This is a genomic window from Rosenbergiella epipactidis, assembly GCF_018494055.1.
In the GTDB taxonomy this organism is placed as follows: domain Bacteria; phylum Pseudomonadota; class Gammaproteobacteria; order Enterobacterales; family Enterobacteriaceae; genus Rosenbergiella; species Rosenbergiella epipactidis.
On record NZ_JABBFQ010000005.1, the window covers coordinates 123691 to 149720 of the forward strand.

At 47.6% G+C, this 26030-nt stretch carries 24 protein-coding genes and 3 pseudogenes; 14 read left to right on the forward strand and 13 right to left on the reverse strand.

Annotated elements, in window-relative coordinates; translation table 11 throughout:
* Positions 1–263: 263 nt before the first annotated feature.
* Entirely contained in the window at positions 264–764 is a 501-nt protein-coding gene (locus HGT71_RS09890; protein WP_214217626.1) for a GNAT family N-acetyltransferase, read from the reverse strand.
* A gap of 63 nt (positions 765–827) precedes the next feature.
* Between HGT71_RS09890 and HGT71_RS09895 the strand changes: the two genes are divergently transcribed.
* The 4 genes from HGT71_RS09895 to HGT71_RS09910 all read left to right on the forward strand — a co-directional run bounded on the left by HGT71_RS09895 (position 828) and on the right by HGT71_RS09910 (position 4088).
* Entirely contained in the window at positions 828–1406 is a 579-nt protein-coding gene (locus tag HGT71_RS09895) for an XRE family transcriptional regulator (protein WP_214217627.1), read from the forward strand.
* A gap of 511 nt (positions 1407–1917) precedes the next feature.
* Positions 1918–3291 carry an aminotransferase-like domain-containing protein gene (locus tag HGT71_RS09900; protein ID WP_214217628.1) on the forward strand — a complete coding sequence of 458 codons (1374 nt, stop codon included), beginning with the start codon at positions 1918–1920 and terminating at the stop codon, positions 3289–3291.
* Between the two features lie 10 nt (positions 3292–3301).
* Positions 3302–3757 (forward strand): YlaC family protein, encoded by a 456-nt coding sequence (locus tag HGT71_RS09905; protein ID WP_099825078.1) that lies wholly within the window; start codon positions 3302–3304, stop codon positions 3755–3757.
* 145 nt (positions 3758–3902) lie between these two features.
* Positions 3903–4088: a hypothetical protein gene (locus HGT71_RS09910; RefSeq protein WP_214217629.1), complete on the forward strand. Its 186-nt coding sequence runs from the start codon at positions 3903–3905 to the stop codon at positions 4086–4088.
* Between the two features lie 42 nt (positions 4089–4130).
* On the opposite strand, the gene ppk2 is transcribed toward HGT71_RS09910, so the two are convergent.
* Both ppk2 and HGT71_RS09920 read right to left on the reverse strand, forming a co-directional pair.
* Positions 4131–5051 carry a polyphosphate kinase 2 gene (gene ppk2, locus HGT71_RS09915; protein WP_214217630.1) on the reverse strand — a complete coding sequence of 307 codons (921 nt, stop codon included), beginning with the start codon at positions 5049–5051 and terminating at the stop codon, positions 4131–4133.
* 8 nt (positions 5052–5059) lie between these two features.
* On the reverse strand, positions 5060–6670 hold the full coding sequence (locus HGT71_RS09920) for an inorganic phosphate transporter (RefSeq protein WP_214217631.1): 1611 nt from the start codon (positions 6668–6670) through the stop codon (positions 5060–5062).
* A gap of 142 nt (positions 6671–6812) precedes the next feature.
* Here HGT71_RS09920 and HGT71_RS09925 point away from each other — a divergent pair, with 142 nt between their 5' ends.
* Both HGT71_RS09925 and HGT71_RS09930 read left to right on the forward strand, forming a co-directional pair.
* Positions 6813–7823, forward strand: a complete 1011-nt coding sequence (locus HGT71_RS09925; RefSeq protein ID WP_214217632.1) for a CorA family divalent cation transporter — start codon at positions 6813–6815, stop codon at positions 7821–7823.
* 132 nt (positions 7824–7955) lie between these two features.
* Positions 7956–9185, forward strand: coding sequence for an MFS transporter (locus HGT71_RS09930; RefSeq protein ID WP_244986479.1), 1230 nt, complete (start codon positions 7956–7958; stop codon positions 9183–9185).
* A gap of 193 nt (positions 9186–9378) precedes the next feature.
* Here HGT71_RS09930 and HGT71_RS09935 read toward each other — a convergent pair whose 3' ends face one another.
* Positions 9379–10335: an alpha/beta hydrolase gene (locus HGT71_RS09935; RefSeq protein ID WP_214217633.1), complete on the reverse strand. Its 957-nt coding sequence runs from the start codon at positions 10333–10335 to the stop codon at positions 9379–9381.
* A gap of 988 nt (positions 10336–11323) precedes the next feature.
* Here HGT71_RS09935 and HGT71_RS09940 point away from each other — a divergent pair.
* A complete protein-coding gene (locus HGT71_RS09940) occupies positions 11324–11461 on the forward strand; it encodes a hypothetical protein (protein WP_214217634.1) in 138 nt (45 codons plus the stop codon).
* Positions 11462–11470: 9 nt separating this feature from the next.
* On the opposite strand, the gene HGT71_RS09945 is transcribed toward HGT71_RS09940, so the two are convergent.
* Both HGT71_RS09945 and HGT71_RS09950 read right to left on the reverse strand, forming a co-directional pair.
* Complete coding sequence (locus HGT71_RS09945) at positions 11471–11728, reverse strand: hypothetical protein (RefSeq protein WP_214217635.1); 258 nt, start codon at positions 11726–11728, stop codon at positions 11471–11473.
* Positions 11729–12139: 411 nt separating this feature from the next.
* On the reverse strand, positions 12140–12955 hold the full coding sequence (locus HGT71_RS09950; protein WP_214217636.1) for an SDR family oxidoreductase: 816 nt from the start codon (positions 12953–12955) through the stop codon (positions 12140–12142).
* Between the two features lie 599 nt (positions 12956–13554).
* Here HGT71_RS09950 and HGT71_RS09955 point away from each other — a divergent pair.
* The 6 genes and pseudogenes from HGT71_RS09955 to HGT71_RS09980 all read left to right on the forward strand — a co-directional run.
* Positions 13555–15123 carry an ABC transporter substrate-binding protein gene (locus HGT71_RS09955; protein WP_214217637.1) on the forward strand — a complete coding sequence of 523 codons (1569 nt, stop codon included), beginning with the start codon at positions 13555–13557 and terminating at the stop codon, positions 15121–15123.
* Positions 15123–16175: an ABC transporter permease gene (locus HGT71_RS09960; RefSeq protein WP_214217638.1), complete on the forward strand. Its 1053-nt coding sequence runs from the start codon at positions 15123–15125 to the stop codon at positions 16173–16175. Before HGT71_RS09955 ends, HGT71_RS09960 begins: the two co-directional genes overlap by 1 nt.
* On the forward strand, positions 16172–17020 hold the full coding sequence (locus HGT71_RS09965) for an ABC transporter permease (RefSeq protein ID WP_214217639.1): 849 nt from the start codon (positions 16172–16174) through the stop codon (positions 17018–17020). Before HGT71_RS09960 ends, HGT71_RS09965 begins: the two co-directional genes overlap by 4 nt.
* A complete protein-coding gene (locus tag HGT71_RS09970; RefSeq protein WP_214217640.1) occupies positions 17010–17849 on the forward strand; it encodes an ABC transporter ATP-binding protein in 840 nt (279 codons plus the stop codon). The genes HGT71_RS09965 and HGT71_RS09970 overlap by 11 nt, the downstream gene beginning before the upstream one ends.
* A complete protein-coding gene (locus HGT71_RS09975; protein WP_048912494.1) occupies positions 17846–18523 on the forward strand; it encodes an ABC transporter ATP-binding protein in 678 nt (225 codons plus the stop codon). Before HGT71_RS09970 ends, HGT71_RS09975 begins: the two co-directional genes overlap by 4 nt.
* A gap of 93 nt (positions 18524–18616) precedes the next feature.
* Positions 18617–19787, forward strand: a pseudogene (locus tag HGT71_RS09980) (ABC transporter substrate-binding protein); the annotation flags it as partial.
* 325 nt (positions 19788–20112) lie between these two features.
* On the opposite strand, the gene HGT71_RS09985 reads toward HGT71_RS09980, so the two are convergent.
* From HGT71_RS09985 to HGT71_RS15840, 7 genes and pseudogenes are all read right to left on the reverse strand, one after another.
* Positions 20113–20925, reverse strand: a complete 813-nt coding sequence (locus tag HGT71_RS09985; protein WP_483407264.1) for an NADPH-dependent F420 reductase — start codon at positions 20923–20925, stop codon at positions 20113–20115.
* Entirely contained in the window at positions 20897–21331 is a 435-nt protein-coding gene (locus HGT71_RS09990) for a MarR family winged helix-turn-helix transcriptional regulator (RefSeq protein ID WP_241596743.1), read from the reverse strand. Before HGT71_RS09990 ends, HGT71_RS09985 begins: the two co-directional genes overlap by 29 nt.
* A 386-nt stretch (positions 21332–21717) precedes the next feature.
* A complete protein-coding gene (locus HGT71_RS09995; protein ID WP_214217642.1) occupies positions 21718–22710 on the reverse strand; it encodes a zinc-dependent alcohol dehydrogenase family protein in 993 nt (330 codons plus the stop codon).
* Between the two features lie 149 nt (positions 22711–22859).
* Positions 22860–23750 carry a LysR family transcriptional regulator gene (locus HGT71_RS10000; RefSeq protein WP_214217695.1) on the reverse strand — a complete coding sequence of 297 codons (891 nt, stop codon included), beginning with the start codon at positions 23748–23750 and terminating at the stop codon, positions 22860–22862.
* Between the two features lie 241 nt (positions 23751–23991).
* Positions 23992–24537: pseudogene (locus tag HGT71_RS10005) on the reverse strand (recombinase family protein); the annotation flags it as partial.
* A gap of 65 nt (positions 24538–24602) precedes the next feature.
* Complete coding sequence (locus tag HGT71_RS10010) at positions 24603–25043, reverse strand: type II restriction endonuclease (protein WP_277755766.1); 441 nt, start codon at positions 25041–25043, stop codon at positions 24603–24605.
* 133 nt (positions 25044–25176) lie between these two features.
* Positions 25177–25338 (reverse strand): annotated as a pseudogene (locus HGT71_RS15840) (ExeA family protein); the annotation flags it as partial.
* Between the two features lie 142 nt (positions 25339–25480).
* Between HGT71_RS15840 and HGT71_RS10015 the strand changes: the two are divergent.
* Positions 25481–25984 carry a 2TM domain-containing protein gene (locus HGT71_RS10015; protein WP_214217696.1) on the forward strand — a complete coding sequence of 168 codons (504 nt, stop codon included), beginning with the start codon at positions 25481–25483 and terminating at the stop codon, positions 25982–25984.
* The last annotated feature ends 46 nt before the right edge of the window (positions 25985–26030 follow it).

The following is a 26030-nucleotide window of genomic DNA, read 5'->3' on the forward strand; positions in this document are numbered from 1 at the left end:
TAAAAACGAACAGAGTGAAGGCGGTAGACAATGCAGACGGAAACGGCTGCGCGGAAAATGTAAAATCAGCCGTTGCATTATTGAGGGGAGAAAAAGAGGTAATTGAACACTAAGTCATGGCAAAAATAGTGATTACCATGCAGTGGATGGATGCGTTGATAAGGAACGGTAGAGTGGCGATTAACCGGTTTTCTTCAGTATTAACCGGTAATAATCAATGTACACTTAATTTACGCCACCCTCCTTGGCCGACAATTATTCTCTTACGCTTCGCTACAACGAAGCTGTAAAAAGGTCAGATCTAGCCAACGACCAAACTTTGTGCCTACCTCGCGAAGCGTGCCAACCTCAACGAACCCCAGTTTGCTATGCAAGCTGATCGATGCCGTATTCGTCGACTCGATACCGGCAACCATAATGTGTTTGCCCTGTTCAACCGCCAAGGGGATCAGAGATTGCATCAAGCTTTTACCGATACCCTTGCCCCGCATGGCCGGATGAACGTAAACCGAGTGTTCGACCGTATGGCGATAACCGTCCCAAGGTCGCCAATCCCCATAGGTGGCGTAACCCGCGACATTACCTTGCTCATCGATGGCGACTAAGATTGGAAAACCAGCTTGCTGGCGAGCCTGTAACCACTCTTGGCGATTCGCTCTATCTACCGTGTTATCGTTCCAAATTGCTGTAGTGTTAAGGACTGCATCGTTGTAGATCTCGGCGATAGTTTCAGCATCGCTAGCAATAGCATGACGGATTAGCATAGTGGACACCTCGTTCAATATTCACTAAAGTAGACAAATTAAACACTATATTATTTATCCACTATGAAAGATGAAATGTCTAGTAAAGAAGATGAAATTGTTCAGCGTATTGCAGGCAAGGTCAGAGAAGAGAGAGAAAAAAAGCATTGGTCGTTAAGTGATCTCGCCGAGCGTTCAGGCGTATCGCGCGCGATGATCCATAAAATCGAACGGGCGGAAAGCAGCCCAACCGCGACTATTTTGGCCCGTTTATCGGCCGCTTTTGATATGTCGATGTCTCAGTTTCTCGCCGAAACGGATACACGAAGCGGTACGCGAATTAAATTAGCCGAGCAGCCGACGTGGACAGATCCTGAAACGGGATACTTACGTCGACAAGTCTCGTCTTGGCAGCTCCCTGTGGATATCGTGAGTATTGAATTACCCGCACAGTGTTCAGTGACGATACCCACGGTATCTTATCCTGCCCGCCGTCAGCTAATTTGGGTGAGTGAAGGAGAGTTAACCTTTACTGAGGGCGAGCGCACGACGGTATTGTCCGTAGGGGATTGCCTTGAGCTAGGGGAACCGACTGAGTGTACTTTTCACAACGCTACCGAGACCCTCTGTCGCTATACCGTGGTGGTGGTAAAGCCTGCATAACCGAGTCATTGGTAGGTTGAGCAGCCATCGATTTGAAGCCGCCTCACGTCCAAAGGCATTGCTCTATTACGCTGCGCGAATGGTAAAGGCGGTTCGTCATAGCGCTTCCGCTTGATCGATTTTTTCAGCATCATCGAGGTGGTGTATAGCTTAAAGTAAACTTGGCAGGGTAATAGGTTGCTGTTGGGCAAGGAGTTGAAGTACTGTTTGGCCAATGATTTCTTCCAGAAATCCATCATGACTCACGACATTAGTATCCATATTATAACCCCTAGAATTCTCTACAATTTTATATCAATAACTGTAGAACAAGCCTTTAATTAACTCTACTCGTGAGAAACTAAATACGTTAAAAAGTATTTCACTTAATAATTAAAGTTAATTTAAAATTCAATTAAAATCTATATAAATCAACATCATGGTATATTAAATATAGGTTTAAATTTTAATATTTGCGAAAAAAAATAGATAAAATTAAAATTTACCTCATGAGTTTAATGAGGTTATAGATATGTTCACTCTTTTAAAATCCCAATTAGCGCTTCTTCGCCCGAGTGAGCAACCTGATTATATTTTACGCTTTTTAATTTCCCAGGTTGAACAAGGTCATCTTGCCTCTGGGTATAAACTTCCCTCTGTACGGGCGTTGTCTTCTCAACGACAAATTAATTATGCCACCGTTCAAAAAGCCTACCATCAATGTAAATTGGCAGGCGTTATCACCTCGCGTCCCGGAAAAGGCAGTTTTATTAGCCGCCGAGGTATCGTTGAAGCGCTACAGAGCAGCCACGACTTAACGTCGATGAATTCGCCCCTTAGCGAGCACTCTGAGGAGCTGTCGTTAGAATTAAAACAGCAAGCGATCTCCTCAATCTATGACTATGATTTTCGGACTATTTTTCGCTATCACTCGACACTCGATAATCTTGATATCCGTCAAACCGGCCTAGAATGGCTAGGTAAAAAGATCCTGCAGCCCTCGGTGAATCGTATTTTACCTTGCGCGGGGATTCATGAAGGATTGTTGGCGCTATTTATTCTGCATCAGAAAAAAGGGACGATTGCGCTCCCCCAGTATTTCTATTCTGGATTAAAGTCGATCGTCCAGCTACTCACCACCCCGTATGTCACCATACCTTGCGATGAAGAAGGCCCACTTCCCGATGCCTTAGCGCGACGGTGTGAAGAAAACCAGATTAGCGCGCTGTATATCAACCCCAATATTAATAATCCCACCACCGTTACGCTTTCGATTAATCGTCGGCTGGCGTTAGCGGAAGTCGCCAAGCGCTATCACCTATCGATTATCGAAGATGATGCCTACGGCGCCCTCGCCAGTCAGGGGATAGCAACCTTTAGTCAGATCCTGCCAAGTCATACGTGGTATTTACAGGGACTTTCGAAAAGTTTTGCGCCGGGGATGAGAATGGCGTGGGTCTATGGGCCGTCAGAGGGTGATACACATCAACTTTGCCAGGTAATGGCAGCGTTAAAAGTGAGTGATAATCCCCTGACTCATCAGATCGTTAATAAGTGGGTGATGTCTGGCGTCGCCCAGCGCACGGCAGAAGAAACGCTGAAAACGACGCGGGTACGAGTAAAGTTATTTCGTCGCTTATTCCCCGATGATCGCTATCAAATCTCTGACGATGGCTTTCATGTCTGGTTTAGCCTGGGCAAGAAAAATGCCTACGAGATTGCTTTCCTGCTGCAACAGGCGGGTATTTCTGCAACCCCCTCCAACGAGTTTAGTTTTGAAAAAAGCGAAGAGAGCTTTTTACGGATTAGTTTAAGCGGTTACAGCTCGCTTGCCGCATTAGAACTCGCGTTAAAGAAATTTCGCGATGTGTTAAATACCCTCTATTTAAAGCAGACCCAGGTATAAGGTGAACGATATGAGCGCAGTACAAGAGATCTTACAACGCGAACTCACACGGATTAATCTTGAGGAGAAACGCGATGATAAGCTAATTTTCGATCCGCGTTTTGTGTTCGAAAAAAAAGGCCTTTACGCCATTATGCTCGGGATGTTTATCCTGACGTTAGGGCTACTGATCTATTCGGATATTTTTAGTCGTCTCGATGTATGGATATGTGTGGCGATTTTTGTCTTATTAAACGGCTTTTTCTTTTTCCATATCACCCCGTCCTATCATCTCGATGATATCGATAAAATTGCATGGAAAAATTGTTATACCGGTGAGTGGTATCGAGAGGTTCCAGTACGATCCGCCGTTATCGATCAGATCCTTCATTCAGATCGGGTTTCTGATCAGAGTAAGAATGAGATCAAACGCTTACAAGCGTTAGGGGCTGAAATTTTCTTTCGTGATTTGGCGAAAATGCAGTAGTCCGGCGAGTAAGCCTTACCTCTTCCCCCACGCTGAAACACTTCTCGTATTTGGTTACGTCGACAGTGATTACTTTTAAATTGCTAGTCACTGTTTGACGATAAGCTCCCGTAAGCTGTACCGCTCAACGAATTGGAGTCTTATTATGAAAAAGCAGTCTTACTCGGCATTGCTACTCTTACTGGTCTCTTTCGCTTCATTCGCTCAACCCAAGGTACATAGCGAGGGTCACACTCGTCCGTGGTTACATCGATACCCGAATCATTATGCCGATACGGCAGAATCACCCGATGAATTTTTGAGAACGCCTGTACGAGAGCTCAAGCCTTAAGGTAATGACGAGGCATTCATCATCGAATGCCTCTTTTCACCATCAGTAATGTTCAGGAACGACCATATGTGGAGGCACTGGCGTGCGGATATAATCAGGCTTATGCTCCCGAGCGGGCAAGGTGACGCTCGGAGGCTCGACAGCTTCATAAGGAATTTGCGTTAATAGATGGCGAATACAGTTCAATCGCGCTTTCTTTTTATCAACACCCTGTACGACCCACCAAGGGGCATCAGGAAAATGGGTGCGTTCTAGCATATCTTCTTTGGCCTGCGTGTAATCCTCCCATAAACGCCGACTTTCTAAGTCCATTGGGCTAAGTTTCCATTGTTTTAGCGGATCGTGGATACGGCTAAGAAATCGAATTTCCTGTTCTTGATCCGTTATTGAAAACCAATACTTAATAATTTTTATCCCACTCCGGCTTAGCATCTTTTCAAACTCTGGGACGCTACGATAAAACTCTTCAAGCTCTTTCGCGGAACAGAAGCCCATCACACGCTCAACCCCGGCACGGTTATACCAACTGCGGTCAAATAGCACCATTTCACCGGCCGCCGGAAGATGTGCAATATACCGCTGAAAGTACCATTGCGTTTTTTCTCTATCATTCGGTGCCGGCAGTACAGTCACACGACATACACGGGGATTTAAGCGTTGAGTAATACGTTTAATCACACCGCCTTTGCCTGCCGCATCTCTTCCTTCAAACAGGATGATCAACCGATAGCCGGTTCGCTGTACCCACTCCTGCAATTTCACTAATTCACCTTGCAGCCGTAATAACTCGCGAAAATATTCGCGGCGCCACTGTTTTTCTTCATCACTTTGAGGATGATTTTCGCTCTCTAACCGTAACTCATCCAGCTCCATTTCCAGCTCTTCGTCATAGCTGTCGTAGAATTCTTGCAGTAATCGGGCATTAAATTTTATCGATGTATCAAAATGATCATGTAATGACATAATGCCTCCTAAAAGTGAGAAAAAAGCGTAAACAGCAGTGCAGAAAGTAATATTGAGGCGGGCAATGTCAGCACCCATGCCATCACCATATTGCGAAGGATCGTTGTTTGTAATCCACCGCCATTCGCGACCATTGTCCCAGCGACCCCCGATGACAACACATGTGTCGTTGAAACCGGTAATCCGAAAAGATCGGCCGCGCCAATCGTCGCCATCGGGACCGTTTCAGCACTGACGCCTTGCGCATAGGTAAGATGTGTTTTCCCTATACGCTCACCGACCGTTATCACAATACGCTTCCACCCGACCATTGTGCCTAAGCCAAGGGCTAGGGCGACGACGATTTTTACCCACATTGGAATAAAACGAGTGGCATGATCGAGCTCCGTTTTCATCGCATTAAGATTCGGTTGGACTGATTCCGGTAAAGGGATGTTGGCCGCTTTGAAGGCTCTTATCGCCTCTGCCGCGAGGTACATATCATTTCTTACGTTAGGGACGAGATGCGCAGGAATTTTATCCATGGTGCCATACAGTGTCAGCTCCCGATTAATTTCCATGAGTACCGTGCCCAACGCTGGAAGCACCTGCTGTGTCTGGCTAACAGCAGGAGTTTGAATAAAGTTTTTTAACTGATCTCTGGCCAAACTCGGCGCTAAACTTAGCGGGCTTTTAGGAATTAATTGCTGTCCCGTCACCTGAGCCAGCGCGGCAACTCGCGGTACCTCATTGATCGGCATAGACCGATTCAAGGAATAAGCTATCGGCATTGTGCCAACCAGAATCAACATAATAAGCCCCATCCCTTTTTGCCCATCGTTGGCACCATGCGCAAAAGAAACGCCGGAACAGGTAGCGATTAGTAGACTGCGAATCCATAAAGGAGGTGCGCCTTGCGCAGAGGGCGCACCAAAAAGCTTCTGATTACGCATCGTGCGTTTTAGTAGTAGGAGAATAAAAGCCGATAACAGAAAGCCGACCACAGGCGACACGAGTAACGCCGTAAAGACACTTGAGACTTGCGTCCAATTTACGCCACTCCAGCCATTCTGCCCGGCTTGTATCGCATAGGCGACACCTACCCCGATAATTGAACCGATCATCGTATGCGACGAGGAAGATGGCAGGCCAAAGTACCATGTGCCTAAGTTCCAGATAATCGCCGAACATAACAGTGCGAAAATCATCGCAAAACCATGGCCTGAGCTGGCTTGTAAGATTAAATCAACGGGTAGCAGAGAAATAATACCGAACGCAACCATACCGCTGGACAGTAAGACGCCGGCAAAATTACACAGCCCAGACCAAATTACCGCGATATTGGGTGACATCGACCGAGTATAGATAACCGTCGCCACGGCATTGGCTGTATCGTGGAAACCATTTACAAACTCGAAACCAAGCGCAATCACCAGCGCAAGCCCTAGTAAGCTAAATGAGAGTAAACTGGTAAAGCGGTCTCCCGATAGAGCGATATCTTGGAACAGGTTAATCCCAGCGAAAATCAACCCACCTATAGCGAGTACGCTAACAATCCACAAGGTACGGTAGTTCTTAGAACCCTCGATTAGCGAAGGACTAATAGGTCGGGCAGATAAAGGTACAGAGTTCTGACTCATGGGCGGTCTCTCAATAATGATATTGCCCGCATCATAGAAAGTGTACGTGAAGAGATTATGACAATGGCCGCAGCCTTGTCATCGGGGTGTCATGTTACCTGCCTACCGTGGGCGATAGTCGGAATATTGAGAGCCTACCCGCGTGCGAGTGACTTATTTTTCCCCTTTTATCAATTATGCCAACGAAGTTTCCGGAGTGATCCATGGCTATCTGTTTCTACCCAATCAGTTACCCTTGCGGCTGACCGCCGAGCAATTAGTCCTTCATCCTCAGCAGAAACAGCCTAAAGAAGGCTTTATTTGGTTACATATCAACTTACACCATGCCGCAGCCGGCCGCTGGTTACGCCAACACTTTTTACCCGATGATGATTTTCTAAAAGAAATCGCGGCGACCTCCCCTCTGACACGATTATCGTTACAAGATAATGCACTGTTTGCGGTACTGAACGACGTCACCCCAACAGAGGCCTCTAGCCGCAATGCATCATTATGGGCGTGGTACTGCGAAGCGATGATAATTACTGCGCGCTTTGCTCCGGTGACGATGGTCGAAACATTGGTCGCCGAACTTCACCACCTGCCCCTATCCCAACCCGAACATTTATTGATGTGGTTACTCGCTTATCAAGAGGATAACGTCGAGAAAATTATTCGTGAAGCAAGCCGCCACGTCCTCGATATTGAGGAGCGTTTATTCGACCACTCCTTACGGCACAACCGTACCGTACTGAGCCATATTCGCCGTAAATTACTCAGGATTCAGAGTCTTTTAGTCCCCGAACCTGCCGCACTCTTTCGCCTCCTTAACCGTCCACCCGACTGGTTGGCCGCCGATAGCGTGCGTGAACTCCGCGAATTCACAGAAGAATTTAGCTTAGGTATTAACGATATGAGTAATTTATTGGAACGAATTCGATTGCTACAAGAGGAAGCGAGCGCACAAGCCGTAGAGCAAAATAATCGTACCTTGTATTGGTTAACTGTCGTTACGGTCATGGCACTTCCGATTAATATTATTACCGGCCTTTTTGGAATGAATGTAGGGGGTATGCCCTTCGCCAGCGATCCCCATGGGTTTTGGCATTTACTTATCAGTGCAGCCAGCTTTACCTTATTACTTGTCCTGCTGATTTATCGTCGTACACGCTGAATTCAAAATCGCTTTGTTCCGCGATGTCATTCCCTTCAGCGTTACCCGAAATTATTGATTACCGATAAATACGTGGCCTTTCGACTTTTTTAACGAGAAAATAAAATCTGTTTATCTAAAGAAGAAATATCCATGCCTAATCAAAAAAAACTCACTCCCTTTAAGGCGATGATTGCTGCAGTCAGTGGTTACGCAATGGATGGGTTTGACCTGTTAATTCTAGGATTTATATTACCTGCGATCAGTAGCAGTCTCTCTCTTAATTCCGCACAGAGCGGCGCCTTAGTGACTTGGACCCTAATTGGGGCGGTTATTGGCGGAATACTGTTTGGGTTTCTCAGTGATCGGTATGGCCGCGTCAAGATGTTGACCATGACCATTTTAATGTTTGCCGTTTTTACCGGCCTCTGCGCTTTTTCCCAAGGCTATTGGGATTTGCTCACTTACCGTACTTTAGCCGGTGTGGGCTTAGGCGGAGAATTTGGTATTGGGATGGCACTTATCGCCGAGACATGGCCAGCGCAGCAACGTAACCGAGCCTCGGCGTGGGTCGGTATGGGATGGCAACTCGGCGTGCTGCTCGCCGCAATCATTGCCCCTCTCTTACTTACCGTCGTCGGGTGGCGAGGCATTTTTTTAATTGGCTTGCTCCCTGCATTATTCTCCTTTTTCCTGCGCCACGGGCTGGAAGAACCCACCGCTTATCGCCAAGCTCAAACACAGAAACCGCGAATTGGACTGGGAAAAAGCCTGGCGATGCTTTGTCTCGACCGTATAACAACGAAAGCCAGTATCGGGATAGTTATCCTCTGTTCCGTACAAAACTTTGGTTATTACGGATTGATGATCTGGATGCCCACTTACCTTTCTCAGCAATTCGGTTTTTCACTGACAAAATCAGGACTTTGGACCGCGGTTACCGTAGTAGGCATGATGCTTGGCATTGGTCTATTTGGTTTCTTAGCAGACCGTTACGCCCGCTGGAAAATCTTTATCCTTTATCAATTGGGTGCACTGGCGATGGTGATCCTCTATGCACAGCTACAAGACCCAACAGGTATGCTGATTGCCGGCGCGGTGATGGGAATGTTTGTTAATGGTATGGTCGGTGGCTATGGAGCCTTGATTTCAGATACCTATCCCACGGAAATCCGTGCGATGGCTCAAAATATCCTGTTTAACCTTGGTCGAGCGGTGGGTGGCTTTGGCCCTCTGGTGATGGGATTAATCGCTAGCCATGGCTCCTTTATGCTCGCCATTAGCTTACTGGCTATTCTCTATTTGCTTGATGTGATAGCAACATTATTCCTTGTCCCTAAACAGCAGCCGACGACTGAAGACCATTTGGGCGCTATAGGTTAATGTTTTTGCCTCGATAACAATAATCTAAGAGCTTAGCAGCACCTCATCCCACTCACGATGGGGGGCTGTATAGCGGCTACTGTAAACAAGGTCTTCAATCACTATTGAAAATAGACTCTTAAATGATATTATCGAAATAGTGATATTCGCTATAAGTAATAAAATAAAACACGATAAAATTCATAATGTCATCTTAACGAAATTTCTTGTTAATAAATTCACCCGCTTGAATAAATGCTTCCCTCGATACTGATAGCGCCCCTGCCATCTCAGTAAAGCCGTGTATCATCCCTTTCTCTTCAATATATTCAACTTCGACATTCGACTTTTTTAATTTTTCAGTATAAAAATATCCTTCATCTAAAAGAACATCACATTCACCTGTAAAGATCAGCGCAGGAGGGAGCCCTGTAAAGTCTTTCGCCTTTAGAGGGGACAACAACGTATCATTTCTATCGTGATTACCGACAAAAAAATTAAGCATATAATTACATGCTCCAATCGTTAAGGGCGGATAAGCAGCGTTACGATGTCTTGACGAATAATTACCAGCATCAAGTGAGAGATCGGTACTTGGATAAAAAAGCACTTGTGCTTTAAACTTAACCTTATCCTTCAATTGCTGGGTTGTGACTGCAGCGAGGCTACCGCCGGCGCTATCTTCTACAATGGCTAGCTTATCCTTATTTATCCCCAGCCTATCAGGATTATCTACAATCCATTCAACAGCCGATAATACATCTAGAGGACCATTCGGTGCAGGAAATTCTGGTGCTAATCGATAGGCTACCGAGATCACTTTCAGGTTACTGGTGGAAGCTAATCTTCTGCAAATTTTATCGTGCGTGTAAATACTTCCCACACACCATCCGCCACCATGTATATAAATTATCGCGCCGTCAGAAGAAATATTATTCGGCGAATATAGGCGTAAGTGAATTTTACCACCCTTGCCATTATCTTCTATCGTTACCTCTTCAACATGATCGACAGGTAATATTTCGCCCCCTAGTTTCTCCGACATTTGTGCATGGACTTTACGCATGTCGTCCAAGCTTAAAGATTCGAATGGGGGAAAGTTTGATGCTTCAATGATCTCTAAAACATTGAGTGCTTCTGAGCTTAATCTGGTTGGGTCAAGTTTTTCCATTTTCTATTTTCTTAGATCTCACTGTTTACATAAAGCATGATAACTACACTTAGTCTTAATTAAGCCATGATAAGATTTTTCAAATAAAAACCTCAGCATCAATTTAATAGTTATAGTCACTATCCTATAAAAGAACAAGCCATATTATGTGATCAATGTCGTTAATTTAACACTAATTAGAAATAGGGTTGGATACTAACTCATAAAAATTTTAAATTTATTTGAGTGTTATTTATATGGTTTTTAATAAAAGATTAAGTGGGTATTTTACTCCTAGCGTTTCATTTTTTAAGTGAAATTAACTCCCTTTAGTTTTTGACTGAAAAAATTAACACAATTTCTACTACCACTCTACTTATATTGATATTATATAAACCACTTTAAAAATAGTTAAACGCTTATTTATTTTAAGAATATTTATAGCCGATTAAATGAGGATAAGACTAAAGATAGCCAGCATGAGTAAAGGATCAGAGTTCTTTTATAGAAGAGGCGTATTTATCTCTCACTAAGGTTCATTTTATAACGAATCACGGTGCGTGATAGGATGGAAATGTGAAGAAGTTCATTACTATAGCGACAATATCATTATTTATAGTGTTAGCATCGCCTTAATTTGGCCCTATCTAAAAACGGGTTTTACTCACCGCACCTATTATTCTGAACAGGGTAAATGGGAGTGTGGATATTACACGCCTGAGCTTTTAAAGAAGGCTCCTCATCTTTCTGAACCTTCAACCTACGCTATAGAGCCCTATGTCGATACAGAGTAGTCCAACGACTGTACGTTAGGTACCGACTCATCGTTTAATATTTCTTGATACTTACCAACAATTAAAGATTTTATATGTTAGGCTGCTAACTGCGTGGCATCTTTATCGCTGGAGGGTATCAACATCAAGGATATAGACTTAAACATTCCCTTAAGGATCATTGGGCGAACAATCCGCTTGATGGTTGATGGTTGATGGTTGATGGTTGATGGTTGATGGTTGAGAACGATTTGACGATGGGCAAAGAGGATATCGTCGCGCAAATACATACGATGAGTTTAGCAGCCACCGACGCTGAGGAGCTGATCTACTACCGGTTAGCTATCCAAACGGTAACCCAAAAAAGCCACTAAATCACTTTATTAGCCCGCTAGGCCTTGACCCTTCTTAGCGTAGATCTCGCTAAGAGTGATCTCTTCGCTATGCGAATTTTGTATCTGGTGAAGTGATGAAAGGATTGCTTTCAATGCTGAGGCTTCTTCACGACAGGTCTCTTTCGAGAACTTATCTTGGAATGCGTGTAGCAAAGAGTCGAGTGTAATCTTCTCTTTCTTATCAAGTAGAGCTACTGATACTTCACCATATAGACGGTCTATAGTTTCTTCAGGGATTAAAGCCATACAGCGTGGGTTCCTCTCTTTCACTTTACTCGAAGAATTTTACTGAAATTTCGTGATGACTCAAGAGCGGCATTGTTATTTTGTTTTAATCATTTCGAATTGACGTTTTTTATTGGTAGGCTGGTACTTACTAGATTGTTTATAAAGGATTTCACCATTGATAGCCGTTATCTATGTGATAACTGAACAATCTGTCCCCTTAAAAAGAATACTGAAAATGCTAAAGATAAATTTTAACGGCGCCGAAGGTAAGCGAGGTATTTATAGGGGGGTATCCTACTTAAGGCATATTGTTCGACAAGAGAAATATGCCCCATACCCGTTTATCCTTAACCCTAAGCTAAGTCCGGTATGGGGTTTATTCACACTTATCGGCCAACCAGCTTACGGCTTAATAACCGAGGCGAACAATTAAGGATACTTCGTTGAGGCAGTGACCCCGCCATCAATCAGAATATCGCTACCGCTGATATAAGTTCCCTTAGGGCCAAACAGAAATTCGGCGAGATCGCCAATCTCGTCCGGCGTCCCGCCGCGACCAGCTGGAGAGTTACCCAGCATAGTGCGGTAATACTCTCCGCGTTCGGCACTGGTTAATTCGTCATAGGCTAATGGGGGGTAAACAACCCCGGCGCTGATACAGTTGATCCGCGCACCGCGTTTACCCCACTTAACGGCCTCAGAGACGACACGTAGCGCATTGCCCCTTTTCGAGATTTGGTACGCATAGAGACTGTCATCAATTTCTTTGATCCACGGCAGCTCGAGCAGTTCCTCGGGCAGTAGCAGCGCTAGATCATCCGCGTTTTTTTGGGAGAGGGCATCGACGGCTAAGCGATGGCTCGATTGAGAGCCAATCACTACCCCCGATCCACCCGGCGCGATGACTTTACCGAAGGCTTCAAATACCACCGCTGTACCGTAGAGATCGACCCGTAATAAATTTTGCGCAGCGGATTGAGACGGTGATAATCCCGCCGTATGAATAACACCTTTTACCTCGCCCAGCGCCGTCGCGGTGGCCACTAAAGCGTCGATAGACTCACGGGAGGAGACATCCACATGGGTCGTGCTGACCTCAAAGCCCGCTTTTTTCAGGGTCTCTTCGACCCTTTGAGTCGTTTCAATAGCGATATCGGCGAGCAGGATTTTTTTGCCCACACTGACGCGGCGTGCGATAGCTTGAGCAATAGATCCACTCCCGATGACAACAATAACGTCTGACATAAGAAGACCTCGTTAGTCGTGTAGTGTGAATAATGGCATCTGTTGGCGCGACGATTATCGGGTCTGCGACCTCTTCGTAACGGACGTCGCCCGCACCGTGCATCATCGTTGCAAACATTGTTGTCTCCCAGTAAGTGAGTGGTTACTTAGTTTTAGTTTGATGGGTATGATTTGCTGTCGTGAGCGGGGAAAAGAACGTACTGTAGAGCATTACGGCGACACGCTCGGCTGAGCCAGCTCGCGTTTTTTAACAATTACAATCACCGCCAGCCCCTCGATATTCTGGTATCACGAGTTGAAAGCTTTTAGCAAAATCACCAGCCGCCATACCGTTGATAATGGCAACAATAGTGAACACAGACTAGAGGGGAAATGGCGAATAACGTTATCAATCCCATTCATTAATCCCTATCGATCGTCGCAGCATCAGCCGCGAAGAATTAATCGTGGCGCTGGCTAGCAGAACGTAAAAAAATCTTATAAATTACTTAAGTGATAAAGAATCGAGTAGATATAACAATAAAGAATAATAAGACGCGCCACTGTGAAAGTTTGGACTCGATCAGCCCGGCAAACGCCCTGTTTAGCAAGGAACAAAAATGAAGAAAACGTTGATAAGTCTCTTATTCACCGCATCGCTTACCGCGCTCTCGGCACACAGTGCTACGCCACCCAATACCTTAGTGGTCGCGCAATCGCTTGATGATGCGATCAGTTTTGACCCGGCACAGGGTTTCGAAACCTCTACCGTCCAAGCCTTTACCAACTTATACCAACGCCTGCTGCAATCGGATCCTTCTCACCCTGTCGATTTACGCCCCACACTGGCCACACATTGGCAAGCGGGGAGCGATAATCGGAGTTTAACCTTCACGTTACGCGACGGGGCGACTTTCGCCAGCGGCAATCCGATCCGTCCTGAAGATGTCATCTTCTCATTATCACGTGTGATTAAGTTGAATTTAGAACCTTCATTCGTTCTGACGCAACTTGGCTGGAATGCAAAAAATATCGATAGCCAACTGACAAAAACCAGTGCCAATCAGGTCACGCTGCATTGGGATGCCGCGGTCAGCCCAGCCTTTGTGCTGAGCCTGCTTTCTGCACCGGTGGCCTCTATCGTCGATGAGAAAGAAGCGTTAAGTCATCAAGTTAATAACGACTTCGGGCATCAGTGGCTATCCAGTCATTCCGCGGGCAGCGGTCCTTATCAAATCCGTCGCTACGTTCCTCATGAAGTGCTACTGATGACCGCTAACCCACGCTCACCCGCTGGGGCGCCCAAACTCAGCACGCTATTAATTAAAAATGTTCCTGAAGCGGCAACGCGCCGTCTCTTAGTTGAGCAAGGGGATGCGGACATTGCACGTAACTTAGGCAGCGACCAATTCAGTGCATTACAACATAAGCCAGGCGTCACGCCAGTCTCCGTGCCTATCGCCTCGCTTTACTACCTGCTGTTTAATACGAAATCTTCCGCAACGCTTAACAACCCGGCCTTCTGGGAAGCATCGCGCTATCTGTTTGATTACGATGGAATTGCCAATGGCTTATTAAAAGGCCAATTCTCTATTCACCAATCGTTCCTGCCCAGTGGCTATTTAGGTGCCCTTAACGATACCCCTTACAGTTATAACCCGGAGAAAGCGAAAGCAATTTTAGCGAAAGCTGGCCTCTCCACTATCTCCTTCAAGATCGTGGTCAATAACCAACCGCCTTATTTAGATATCGCGCAAGCGCTGCAAGCCAGCTTTGCAAAAGGTGGGGTAAAAATTGAGTTAGTGCCAAGCCTAAGCAGTGAGGTCACCGCTAAGATGGCGAGCCATCAGTTTGATGCGACCGTAACCTCATGGGGACCCGACTATTTCGATCCCAATACCAATGCCGCTGCCTTTGCCACTAACCCAGAAGATGGCAGTAGCACACTGGCCTACCGCGCTGGCTGGCATATCCCTGAGCTGACCGCCGAAACACATAAAGCGGTAGCCTTAACAGATAACGCTCAGCGAGCGGCACTGTATGAGAAATTACAACGCCAAGTTCAGAAAAGCTCGCCTTATGTCATTGGCTTGCAAGCCCACCAGCTGATCGCCCTGCGCAGTAACCTTAAAGGGTATCAGCAAGGGATGAACCCTGACATGGTCTATTACAGCCAGGTAACAAAATAATGGCAGTGTCTGCGTCCTCCTCTGGTCGCAGCATGCCGGTCAGGCGGCTTGTACAGCGCCTGGCGGGTAATCTTTTTTCATTGGTGATTACCCTGCTCGGTTTGTTAGCGTTTACCTTTACTCTCTCCCACCTCTCGCCAGTCGATCCAGTTTTACAACTGGTGGGCGATCACGCCACAGCCTCCACTTATGCGCAGGTTCGCCACCAACTTGGGCTTGATCACTCGCTACCTGTTCAGTTCTGGCATTACCTACAGCAACTCGCCCAAGGCCACCTCGGTGTATCGCAAAGCACAGGCCAACCCGTAGCCGACGATCTGTTACGCACCTTTCCGGCAACCTTTGAGCTGGCGACCTGCGCCCTAATCCTCGGCGCTACCTGCGGTATCGGTCTGGCACTGGTCTCAGTCTGGCACCCTAAAAGTTGGATTGACCATATTACTCGGGTTATCTCCTTATTAGGCTATTCTGTTCCCGTCTTTTGGATCGGTTTACTTGGATTATTACTGTTCTATGCCGGGCTGCATTGGTCAGCAGGGCCGGGGCAGCTCGACGATCTCTACATTTACACGTTAGAACCGAAAACCGGTCTGGTCATTATCGACAGTTGGTTATCCGGTGATCGTCAGATGTTTATCAATGCGTTGCAGCATCTATGGTTACCGGTAGTCATCCTAGGTTTACTGTCGATGGCCTCGATCACACGACTGCTTCGCGCAGCGTTACTAGAAGAAAACAGCAAAGAGTACGTCACCCTCGCAAGGGCCAAAGGGGCCAGCCGCTGGCGAATTGTCTGGCATCATTTGCTGCCGAATACCCGCGGAACCCTGATTACCGTCGTCATGCTCTCCTATGTTTCCTTACTGGAAGGTGCAGTATTAACTGAGAGCGTGTTCGCTTGGCCTGGATTGGGCCGCTATCTGACCAACGCGTTATTTGCATCAGATATGCCTGCCATCTTGGGAGCAACCTTAGTCATAGGAAGTTGCTTTATTATCATCAATGCCCTAACCGATGCGTTAGTTTGGCTTACCGATCCGAGAACACGATGACCGAGACTTCCTTACCGCTTCGCGCGGTCCGACGTGATAAGCGCCGATGGTTACTGATCATCGGCTATAGCCTGTTGGGGTTACTTATCGCCATGGCGCTGTTTGCCCCTTGGGTATCGCCTTACGATCCCAATGCCCAAGTGATGGCCGACCGGTTACTGCCACCCGATAGTCATCACTGGTTTGGCACCGATGGCTTTGGCCGCGACTTACTGTCGCGCGTGATTTATGGCACACGGCCTACGCTCCTATTAGTGGTGTTTATTCTCCTTCTGACCGTACCCGTTGGCATGACAGTAGGCATTGCTGCCGGCTATTTAGGTGGTTGGGTCGAACGTATCTTAATGCGTATCACCGATATCTTTCTCGCTCTGCCAAGCTTAGTGATCGCGCTGGCAATGGTCGCGGTGCTAGGACCCAGTATTTTGAATGGTGCACTGGCTTTGGCGCTGACAAGCTGGCCGCCGTTTGCGCGACAAGCCCGTGCAGAGACACAGCAACTAAGACGTAGCGATTACTTAGCGGCCGCAAAAATGCAGGGAATTAAGGGGTTACCCTTAATGTTTGGCCATCTGCTACCGCTTTGCTTACCTAGCGCGGTGGTCCGTGCGGCCTTAAGTCTTGGTGGCATTATTCTCTCTGCTGCAGGCTTAGGCTTTCTGGGAATGGGCGTGCAGCCCCCGACCGCTGAGTGGGGGTCGATGGTGGCAGAAGGCGGTAAAGTGATTTTTGACCAATGGTGGGTGGCGGCGGCACCGGGCGGAGCGATTCTTCTGGCAAGCTTAACCTTTAATTTCATCGGTGACGGTCTACGAGACCGCTTGGACAGTCGCAATGACAGCTAATACCTCCCCTTTTATCATTGCTGATCGGCTCACTATCGGCCTGCCCGAAGGCCGTCCCTTAGTCGACGGTATCTCGTTTGAAATTGGCAAAGAGCGGGTTGCGTTAGTGGGGGAATCCGGTTCGGGAAAATCGCTGACGGCCCGCAGTCTAATGGGGCTGCTTGCTCCCTCGCTGAGCCTTAACGCCTCGCAACTCTCTCTTGCAGGAAACGATTTACGTCATCTAAAACCGTCGCAATGGCAGTCGCTGCGCGGGGGGAAAGTCGCGATGGTGATGCAAGACCCGAAATATGCCCTAAACCCTTCTAAAACCATCGGTTGGCAGGTCGAAGAGCCGTTAATTCTGCACCGTAAACTCTCCCGCCGTCAGCGCCAAGAGAAAGTGTTAGCGATGCTTGAGGCCGTCGGTTTGGCGAATCCGCATCAGCTGATTAAGCGCTATCCCAATCAGCTTTCTGGTGGAATGGGACAGCGCATTATGCTGGCTATCGCCTTGATCACCGATCCCGAGTTCCTGATTGCCGATGAGCCAACGTCGGCCTTAGACCATGCGATGCGTGATCAAGTGCTGTCGTTGATACAAGACCTCGTGGCACAGCGCGATATGGGATTGTTACTGATTAGTCATGACTTACAACAGGTGGCGGATCACTGCCAACGGGTCATGGTGATGTACCAAGGGAAAATTCTTGACCGCTTAGCGGCCAAGGACCTTCCGCAAGCAACCCATCCTTATACCCAAACGCTTTGGGCATGTCGGCCAAGCCTCGCGACTAAAGGTAAGCGCTTACCCACACTCGACCGCGCAGCGTTGGAGGGATACCCATGAGTACCATCAGGTTAGACAACCTTAATGTCTCGCATCCTCAGGGATATCAGTTACGGCAAGTCGTCCAAGATGTCAGCCTCAGGGTCGAACCAGGCGAGTGTTTCGGGCTGGTCGGGCCTTCCGGCTGTGGAAAATCGTCGCTACTTTGGGTGATGGCAGGTCTTAATCCTCACTGGAGTGGAGATATGGTGTTAGCGGGTACTCACGTACAACCCGGTTCGACGTTTACCGGGCAGCTACGCCGCGATGTGCAAATGGTATTCCAAGATCCTTATGCCTCTTTACATCCTCGTCACCGTTTACGTCGTACCCTTGCAGAACCCTTAAAGCGGCTGGGCGTCGAGAATATTGATGACCGGATAGCCCAAGGCTTCCAGCAAGTCGGCTTAGCCAGTACGCTGATTGACCGCTATCCTCATCAGCTATCAGGCGGGCAACGGCAACGAGTCGCTATTGTGCGGGCACTGCTTCTTGAACCGAAAATAGTGCTACTTGATGAGCCAACCTCCGCGCTGGATATGTCAGTACAGGCGGAAATATTGAATTTACTCAATCAATTAAAAGCCGAGCGGCAGCTGACGATGGTGTTGGTGAGTCATGACCCAGATGTGATCGACCATATGTGTGATAGATCGGTGACGATGCAGGCAGGTCGCATTACCCATCTTAGTTAAAAACCGACTTTAGATATCATTTAAAACGAATATTCAGCGCAGTTGATCGTCCCTATACTCCTAATAACGCATCGTTATTAGGAGGCTTTACGAGTGAAACCCTATCTTCCGTTGTTCTTTGCTACCCTCTTTTCCTCCGCCAGTTATGCGGCAACGCCAGCAAATAGCTTAGTGGTCGCCATTCCACTGGATGGCATCATCAGTTTTGATCCGGCAGAGAGTTTTGAAACGGTGAGTACCAGTAGCTTGGTCAATCTGTATCAAGGTTTAGTCAGTGCTGATCGTAATCATCCGCAACAAATAGTGCCCGCGGCGGCGGCCAGTTGGTCGGCCGCATAGTCTGCGCTTTACCCTAACACCTCATCAAGCCTTTGCCAGCGGGAATCCACTGACTGCCGATGATGTGATTTACTCGTTAAGCCGCGCCGTAAAATTGAATAAAGCACCGGTGTTTATTTTGGGGGAATTCGGGTGGACCCCAGAGAATATCGATGCCTCATTACATAAGATCAGTGACACAGTCGTCGAAATAACCTGGCAAAGCGATATTGGCCAAGATCTTGCCCTGCGTTTACTGTCTGCCCCCATCGCCTCGATTGTTGACCATAAGTTAGTAAGTGAGCACCAACAAGCTGGTGATTACGGGAATAACTGGCTTAAAAATCATTCCGCAGGAAGTGCTGCCTACAGTATTCAACGCTATGTTCCGCAGCAAGCTTTACTGTTAGAAAAAAATCCGCATAGCGCTATCCAGCCAAAAATAGCGCATGTGTTATTAAAAGGGGTGCCAGACGCCAGCGCTCGCCGGTTATTACTGACGCAAGGGGATGCCGATATCGCCTACGGATTAGGTGCCGATCAGTTTGCGGCGCTACGCCATACCGCGGGAGTTAAGGTGGCCAGCTTCCCCTCCAGCCTAATTTATTATCTTGCCTTCAATACTCAGGATAGCCAACAACCGGCTTTAGGCAATCCAGCGTTATGGCAAGCCGCTCGCTGGTTAGTCAATTATGGCTCTCTGTCACAACAATTACTGAAAGGACAGTATCAGGTCCATCAATCCTTCTTGCCGATAGGGTTTGATGGGGCATTAGAGAAAACCCCTTTTAGCTTGGATGTGGCGAAAGCGAAACAGATCCTGAGTAAGGCCGGGATAAAACCCGGAACCACCTTTACGCTCTCTTTTACTAATCAACCCCCCTATAGCGATATCGCGCAAGCACTACAGGCGAGCTTCGCTCAAGCCGATATTCATATAGGGGTCAGTTTGGATATCGAAAATTATTGTACGTTAAGGTGGTTTTTTGTACCTCTGAGCTGTGGTGGAGCACAGGCAGCTTTGAGCGAGGAGCAGACGTACAGACCCATGGTACAAAAGACTATCTGACTGAATAAAATCACCACAAAAAATTGTGTGTCCAGCCAACGAGAAGTAGGCCGCATAATTCAGGTTTCGACCGTGGGACGCAGCAAATATGCGGATTAATGTCCTCTCATGCCATTAGATGGGGCCAAAGATTAATCACTAAGACCTGATATCCGTCAGACCTTAGTAACCCATAAGCTCTCTTTAAGCGCCCAGTTAACACTTACATAAAGATTATACGTGATACTTTCACACCAAAATCAGCATCAGGATTTGTTCTGCTGTCGCCGGCCCGTTCCCGGAATATGGCGGCTGCAAGATCCCTTCTTGTGGCCAGACGGGATACCTCAGCTGATGCCAGAGCTGCGGGTATTTCATCATAATGCAGATCTGTACAATAAACCGGAGAGCCCGGCTGCTGACGCCAGGATTCTGCCAGAATGCCTGCGTCATAGGCATCAAAGCCGGTATCACTGACCAATTTCATAATCAATTCGCGATGTTCCTTGTTATCACCGGCCACAGGTATGGCGATTCGGCTATCTGCGCATGCTGGCTTGCCTTTGGCTGCAAAAGATCCGGAACCAATCGCATTCCAAGCTTTAATAACGGGTCGGCCTAACTGCTCCTCAACCCACTGGCTTTCAACCTGGCCGCCTTCAATAGCGTCAATTCTCTGATCCCGGTGCGGATAATAATTAGACGTGTCAGCCACGATAACGTCAGAAGGCAGACTCAGGACAAGCTGCGAAATCTCAGGTATTCGCATAAGCGGTATTGAAAGTATTAACACATCAACGTCGCTGACGGTTTGTTCAACCTTAACAGGCAGAGCACCTGTTTCAAGTGTTTCGGCCTCAATCGTTTCCGGACCACGCGAGTTAGCGACCTTTACGCTATGTCCTGCGGCAGCTAATTTACGGGCCAGGGTTTTACCTATATGGCCAGTGCCAATGATGCCAATCTTCATAATAATTACCTTGCTTGTAGAGGGTATGGGATGCCACTTATTCAGATGCGGGATGAGACAGATCATTCAGCGTGTCGCGTAGCTGGGCCAGCCCTTCTTCGCTGAGCTGACAGGCGGTTTTGATTTTGTCGGTGATACACCAGAGTTCCTCCCGCAGGGCGTCTCCGGCTTCAGTCAGGGTGATGAGTACCCGACGCTCATCAGAAGTGTCGCGCGTGCGCTTGACCCTACCGGCAGCTTCCAGACGCTTCAGCAGAGGCGTGATGGTTCCAGTATCCATATCGAGTTTTCTCCCTAAATCACCGACTGCCCGTGGTGTGCCACAGAACAATTCAAGCATCACCAGATACTGGGGAAACGTCAGGCCCAGCGGGTAGAGAAATGGTTTATGAAGCCTGTTCATGCGGTTTGCGGCTCCGTACAAGGCAAATGAGAGCTGCTTCCCGGTTTCCATATTTGCTTTAGATTTCATGTTTTAAATACTCTGCCGCTTGATTACCTAGCGCGCTAGATAAAAGATAAACGTTCTTGCGTCGATATGAAAGATTTCAGAATGGGTAATTTGTGCGGTTTTTCAGTGTTAGCCGTTCAGCTAAGTTGTTATGCTTTTACAAAGAGGAATTCATGACCGCCTCCCTATTGCTTACATTGTTATGCCCGCTCCTGGCACATGGCTGCCGAAACAACACAAAGGGACTGCCCTGAGCGTGAAACGGACATTAATTTGAAGAGGAGAATATCGAAGTCAATACGTTGGATGTCAGTACCAGAGTCATCGGTTAGACACTAAGGATGATAAAAAAGCCCGGATATTATCCAGGCTATAGCAAAATCATTAATAAAATACTGCGGTAAGAATTACTCTACGACCACAACTATTTTGCCTACCTGGCCATTGGCCTCCATATAGCGCTGGGCGTCTGCAATCTCGTCGAGCGGGAACGTTTTATCGATGACGGGCTTCAGTGTGCCGACTCGTAAACCTTCTGTGACGAAGGATTTTGCGCGCGCCATTTTTTCAGAGTCCATCGTGATTTCAAACAGCTCATATCCACGCAGAGTGAGATGCTTACCGAGAATATCAAATACAGGCACAAGCATGTCACGGCTATCGAGCGCGCCATACTGAAAGAACATGCCCTGCGGTGCCATTACCTGAGTCAGTTTTGCCACGTCGGGGCCGCCGACAGGATCAAAAACAATATGGGCGCCCGCGCCATCTGTTGCACGATTGATTTCAGCAACCATATCCTGCTCCGCTGTAGCAATGACGGCGGCTGCACCGGCTTTCAGGAGCATTTCGCTTTTTTCTGCGGTGCGCGTAAGCGCGATGGGTTTTGCACCCAACATGTTAGCTATCTGTATGGCAGCCAGACCCACGCTGCTTGATGCTGCGCGGATCACGACATTCTGACCAGCCTGAAGGTTGCCATATTCAACCAGCGCACCATAAGCGGTGACATACATCATCCAGCTTGCGGCGGCTTCCTCGAAGGAAAGGTTTTCAGGATACTTCACGACAGCGTGCACCGGGGCGTTGACCAGTTCGCCGTACATGCCGTATTCATTAAACATAAATGAAGGGATCACACTTATCCGATCTCCACTGGCAAACTCTTCAACATTCTCACCTACGGCCTGAACAACGCCTGCTGCTTCATAACCAAGACGTGCCGGAAATTCCGGCTCAATAACATACTGACCGTTGCGGTACATGATGTCTGCACGGTTGAGACCAATAGCATGTACGCGAATCTGCACTTCACCCGCTGCCGGCGCGGGTACCTGTATATCAACAACTTCCAGCACTTCCGGACCACCGGTGCGGTTAAAGGTAACAACTTTAGACATATTCAGCTCTCGTCAGTTAACGGTACATCTTCAGAATAATGCCGAAGAGGTGCCCGAATTATTTGTGAACAATCTACATTGTTATAAACGCACCAAAAATAGCCGACAGGGAACTTCAGTATTAATTATCCATTAACAATCCACCTGCTTCAGCGGATCTGTGTGGCCATAACGTCAGTGAACCAGTCGATAAAAACCCGTACTTTTGGAGACAGATAGCGCCTGTCCGGATACATCACTGATACGGGCTTCGACACCGAGGGGTATTGCGTCAGAACCTCTTCAAGAGCGCCGGAAGAGAGATGGGGGGCAAGGGCGTCAAAGGTGGCCTGGATAATACCCAGACCGGCCAGACCACAGGAAAGCAGAATATCAGAATTATCAACCAGCATACTGCTCGCAGGGCGCAGCGAAACGACACTCCCGTCCTCGATAAACTTCCATTCCATCACCTCACGACTGTGATCGCTAAAAAAGTTAACTGCCCGATGCTGATCCAGATCCGCAAGTGTTTCCGGCCGACCGTACTCTCGCAGGTAAGACGGGGCTGCGCAGGTAACCATCCTGATGTCACCAAGACGTCTGGAAACAAAACTTGAATCCTGAAGCGTGCCCAGGCGGACAAGGCAATCTACGCCTTCCGTAATCAAATCAGTTTTTTTATCCGATGAAACCAGCACGACTTCAATACCTGGATACAATGCCCGAAAATCTCTGAGATTAGGGATCAAGATGGCATGCGCCAGCGCCAGGGGTACATCAAGTCGCAGGCGTCCTCGCGGTGGAAGAGTCGGTGAAAAACTGGCCATCATGTCATTAACTTCAGCCAGAACATGCCTGGCATGATGATAGAACTCATCCCCTTCAGCAGTAACGCTCAACTTTCGGGTTGTGCGATGAATGAGTTTTACACCCAGATCATTCTCTATCTGCTGTATAGCTTTGCTCACAGTGGGGCGATGGATCTGAAGTACATCAGCTGCTTTTGTGAAGCTACCCTGCTCAACAACCTGTATAAAAATATTAAGGTATTCAATCATGTTGGTATGCACGTGATCACCTGTTTTTTAGGCTATTTAAAACTGGCATTGTAAAGTAAACCATCCCAACGACATTAATTCTTTTCGTTCAGATAAGGACTTCCAGGCTGTCAGTATGTCCGTTCCTGGCACGCAGCGGACTTTCCTTACATAGATGATGCGTCAGGCTGCTAATCACAAAAGTTGTTACAGCGCGAACTATTACGCCATGACTGCAAATAAACACCGTTATTCCAGCCTTTCAGGCAGTTTCATTATTTTTATGAAGCGCTTGTATCCGGCAAACCTGTGAAGCACTGTAGCCTGTAGCATCCGCCGTTTCCCGGATACTCAGTTTCTTTACCTGCCGGTAGTACAGGACTTTCTGATGCCGTTCCTGATCGGCCTGCTTACCCCGGTACTTTCCAATTGTATGAGCCCGTTCGATTCCCTGTTTTTGCCGCTGGCGGCGGCTCAGCCAGTCCTTATGTGACATTGCGGCCATCAGATCGATAAGCATGTTATTGATGGCGGTTATCACGGCGCGGGTGATCGGGTCGGCCTGCGAAGGGGCCTTATCTGACAGTGCCTGCCATGATGTGGGCACATCAAGACTGACAATTCGCAGCTCATGTTGTTCTATCTGTTTTTTTAGCGTCATCCAGTCGCTGTTGCTGAGACGTGTAAGACGGTCTATCTGCTCGACCAGTAAAATATCATTGTGGTGACTGTCCACCAGTAAGCGTCCCAGTTCCGGGCGCTCAAGTTTTGTACCACTGATATTTTCCCGGTAGTAGCTGGCGATTTTAGGGGTCTGAAGCCCAACCGTACGAAAACGTACGATAAGTACGTTTTTTGAGCAATAAAAATCAGTTATGCAGTCTGCCTAGTACGCACCAAGTCCGTAAATGTTGCCACATCCATCAGCCACGTTTGCTGGGCCGGCGTATAGGTCTGATGCAGGCCATGCGGTAAAACGAGTTGCAGGCATTTACTCGCCATTTCGTCCGTCTGGTAGGTGGAAATTGAAGTTTCCAGCGTAAGAAGGTGTTTGTGGTCGATTCTGTCGGCCTCGGCGAGTACCTGTCGCCAGCGATCTTTACAGGTCGATTTCACGCCGAGCATAGTCAGTTTCGATGGATCGTATGCTGGATTATGATAGTCCGACACTCCGGGAAACAAAAAATCCGGTTTAGCCTTGTTTTCTGTTCTTGCTGTGCGTGCATAACGCAAACCATTTTCTACAAACAGCACTTCAAGATGATTCTCTAGGTGTAACGGCTCGCAATCTAAATCCCTCTGACTCGCAATCAGCGCGTATTTCGGCTCACATTAACTGCAAATGAAAAACACCCCCGGCTCGCATTAAATGATAATGGGCTCGAATTTATCCGGCCCGGCTCGCAATCCATTCCACCGGGCTCACAATAACTGCAAATCAACTTCGTCATATTGGCAAACTAACCGCCAGCATTCTGTCGCGTAGTTCGACTGCGCGGGCTGGGTCTATCTAACGAGAAAGCACCGACTCTGACAGTGTGGCGATTATCGGTTTCCCATGTGTTTGGTATCCTGCATCCATTGCCAGCGTCTGGTATAAATGTATTTTCTGGTCCTTAACCAGGCCCGTTATATGCCGGGTTCCGACCTTATGTTACTGGCGTGTCGCTTTGCTGTCATGTTGGTGTCGTATACGGTGCCGGGTTGATGTGCAAGTATTATCACAGGCATTGCAGAGAACGGGAACAATGATGACTGTAGCTGAAAAAGTGAAAACATATCGTCTGACAAAGGCATGGTCGCAGGAACAGCTGGCTGAAGTGGCCTCTCTTTCTGTAAGGACCGTGCAGCGAACTGAAAAAGGCCAGAAACCGAGTCTGGAAACACTCAGTGCGATTGCTTCAGCCTTTGGTGTAAATGTTTCTGATCTCTCGGAAGAGACTTACGTTGCCAGCCAGGCTCTTGATGAACGCATCAGCGAAGCCAAATTTCAGGTAGCGCAGGAAACCCGGTTTTATCGGATTCTGGTTACTGCTGTTCTGGTATGCACAGCATTAATGATAATTAACTATCTGTTTACCCCAGAAAGTTACTGGTCCGTTGTGGTAGCTGTCATATGGGGAGGACTTATCATATTCAGGGGAATACGCGTCTTTATCATGCGAGGGAAAATCGCCTTATGGCAACAACGCAGGTTGCAGAAAATTCTTCGCTCAGGAAATAAAAAATTGGATAACAAAACCACCGAAAATTAATGGTGTGCCGATTCACCTGTACTGAAAAAGATTAACTTTCGTAACT

Coding starts and splice junctions, on each gene's coding strand:
- HGT71_RS09890 (WP_214217626.1), bottom strand. CDS start 764: ATGCTAATCCGTCATGCTATTGCTAGCGATGCTGAAACTATCGCCGAG.
- HGT71_RS09895 (WP_214217627.1), top strand. CDS start 828: ATGAAAGATGAAATGTCTAGTAAAGAAGATGAAATTGTTCAGCGTATT.
- HGT71_RS09900 (WP_214217628.1), top strand. CDS start 1,918: ATGTTCACTCTTTTAAAATCCCAATTAGCGCTTCTTCGCCCGAGTGAG.
- HGT71_RS09905 (WP_099825078.1), top strand. CDS start 3,302: ATGAGCGCAGTACAAGAGATCTTACAACGCGAACTCACACGGATTAAT.
- HGT71_RS09910 (WP_214217629.1), top strand. CDS start 3,903: ATGAAAAAGCAGTCTTACTCGGCATTGCTACTCTTACTGGTCTCTTTC.
- ppk2 (WP_214217630.1), bottom strand. CDS start 5,051: ATGTCATTACATGATCATTTTGATACATCGATAAAATTTAATGCCCGA.
- HGT71_RS09920 (WP_214217631.1), bottom strand. CDS start 6,670: ATGAGTCAGAACTCTGTACCTTTATCTGCCCGACCTATTAGTCCTTCG.
- HGT71_RS09930 (WP_244986479.1), top strand. CDS start 7,956: ATGCCTAATCAAAAAAAACTCACTCCCTTTAAGGCGATGATTGCTGCA.
- HGT71_RS09935 (WP_214217633.1), bottom strand. CDS start 10,335: ATGGAAAAACTTGACCCAACCAGATTAAGCTCAGAAGCACTCAATGTT.
- HGT71_RS09940 (WP_214217634.1), top strand. CDS start 11,324: ATGGTTGAGAACGATTTGACGATGGGCAAAGAGGATATCGTCGCGCAA.
- HGT71_RS09945 (WP_214217635.1), bottom strand. CDS start 11,728: ATGGCTTTAATCCCTGAAGAAACTATAGACCGTCTATATGGTGAAGTA.
- HGT71_RS09950 (WP_214217636.1), bottom strand. CDS start 12,955: ATGTCAGACGTTATTGTTGTCATCGGGAGTGGATCTATTGCTCAAGCT.
- HGT71_RS09955 (WP_214217637.1), top strand. CDS start 13,555: ATGAAGAAAACGTTGATAAGTCTCTTATTCACCGCATCGCTTACCGCG.
- HGT71_RS09960 (WP_214217638.1), top strand. CDS start 15,123: ATGGCAGTGTCTGCGTCCTCCTCTGGTCGCAGCATGCCGGTCAGGCGG.
- HGT71_RS09965 (WP_214217639.1), top strand. CDS start 16,172: ATGACCGAGACTTCCTTACCGCTTCGCGCGGTCCGACGTGATAAGCGC.
- HGT71_RS09970 (WP_214217640.1), top strand. CDS start 17,010: ATGACAGCTAATACCTCCCCTTTTATCATTGCTGATCGGCTCACTATC.
- HGT71_RS09975 (WP_048912494.1), top strand. CDS start 17,846: ATGAGTACCATCAGGTTAGACAACCTTAATGTCTCGCATCCTCAGGGA.
- HGT71_RS09985 (WP_483407264.1), bottom strand. CDS start 20,925: ATGATCTGTCTCATCCCGCATCTGAATAAGTGGCATCCCATACCCTCT.
- HGT71_RS09990 (WP_241596743.1), bottom strand. CDS start 21,331: ATGAAATCTAAAGCAAATATGGAAACCGGGAAGCAGCTCTCATTTGCC.
- HGT71_RS09995 (WP_214217642.1), bottom strand. CDS start 22,710: ATGTCTAAAGTTGTTACCTTTAACCGCACCGGTGGTCCGGAAGTGCTG.
- HGT71_RS10000 (WP_214217695.1), bottom strand. CDS start 23,750: ATGATTGAATACCTTAATATTTTTATACAGGTTGTTGAGCAGGGTAGC.
- HGT71_RS10015 (WP_214217696.1), top strand. CDS start 25,481: ATGACTGTAGCTGAAAAAGTGAAAACATATCGTCTGACAAAGGCATGG.